Source organism: Streptomyces colwelliae, assembly GCF_048158785.1.
Taxonomy (GTDB): domain Bacteria; phylum Actinomycetota; class Actinomycetes; order Streptomycetales; family Streptomycetaceae; genus Streptomyces.
Genome location: NZ_JBLTJC010001006.1, coordinates 1 through 416 on the forward strand (window position 1 = coordinate 1; position 416 = coordinate 416).

The following is a 416-nucleotide window of genomic DNA, read 5'->3' on the forward strand; positions in this document are numbered from 1 at the left end:
GTATCAGGTCTATGCCGCGCCAGGGCAGATCACTGATATCGCGCTTGAGCCGGGTGAACAGCTAACGGGTCCGGGGTCGCTCGCCGCCGGCGATACCGTGCGCTGGATCGTCGGAGACACCGAAAGCGGCAACGGCGATAGCAGGCGCGTCCACATTATGGTGAAGCCGACAAGGCCCGCCGTCGAGACCAACCTTGTTGTCAATACCGATCGACGGACCTACCTGATTGAGCTGCGCTCCCGCGAGAAGCCGTACATGCCGTCGGTCGCCTGGTTCTACCCGGAAGACCGATCCGGCCGCTCCAGGGCTTTGCCGCCAACCCCAATCATCCCGGAAGCGGATCAGCGCCGCTACCGCTACGTTATCGAGGGTGATAGCCCGCCATGGCGTCCGGTCAACGCCTACGATGATGGCC

Annotated in this window: 1 protein-coding gene; it reads left to right on the top strand. The window is 63.5% G+C overall.

Annotated features, from left to right (window positions below; genetic code table 11):
- Positions 1–416: TrbG/VirB9 family P-type conjugative transfer protein (locus tag ACNFOC_RS55575; protein WP_416966468.1), on the top strand; the 416-nt coding region annotated here is incomplete at both ends.